The sequence below is a fragment of the Aerococcus sp. L_32 genome, from assembly GCF_050689315.1.
In genome coordinates this window covers 1-770 of record NZ_JBOEQF010000883.1, presented here as the reverse complement: position 1 = coordinate 770, position 770 = coordinate 1, and the positions used below count along the sequence as shown (strand labels likewise).

Sequence of the window (770 nt, the reverse complement as noted above, 5' to 3'; positions counted from 1 at the left end):
TACTTAGGAGAAAAAGTAACAAACGCAGTTATTACTGTTCCTGCTTACTTCAACGATGCACAACGTCAAGCAACTAAAGATGCTGGTAAAATCGCTGGTTTAGAAGTTGACCGTATCGTTAACGAACCAACAGCAGCCGCATTAGCTTACGGTTTAGACAAAGTTGACGCAGACGAAAAAGTCTTAGTATTTGACCTTGGTGGTGGTACTTTCGACGTTTCTATCCTTGAATTAGGTGACGGTGTCTTTGAAGTATTATCTACTTCTGGTGACAACAACTTAGGTGGGGACGACTTTGATAACGCCATCGTAAACCACTTAATCGCTGAATTTAAATCAGAAAACGGTATTGACCTTTCTTCTGACAAAATGGCTATGCAACGTCTAAAAGATGCTGCTGAAAAAGCGAAAAAAGACTTATCTGGTGTAACGTCAACACAAATTTCATTACCATTCATTACGGCTGGTGCTGAAGGTCCACTTCACTTGGAAGTTACTTTATCTCGCGCGAAATTTGACGAATTAACTTACGACTTAGTACAACGTACAAAACAACCAGTTAAAAACGCCTTATCTGATGCTGGTTTATCTAAATCAGATATTGACCAAGTTATCTTAGTTGGTGGTTCTACTCGTATCCCAGCTGTTATCGACATGGTTAAAGCTGAAACTGGTAAAGAGCCTAACCGTTCAGTTAACCCTGATGAAGTAGTAGCTATGGGTGCTGCAATCCAAGGTGGGGTTATCTCAGGTGACGTTACAGACGTCGT

At 40.8% G+C, this 770-nt stretch carries 1 protein-coding gene; it reads left to right on the top strand.

The window, feature by feature from the left end; genetic code table 11:
* The coding region (locus tag ACRCJ0_RS17105) for an Hsp70 family protein (protein ID WP_431391356.1) at positions 1–770 on the top strand (770 nt) is incomplete at both ends.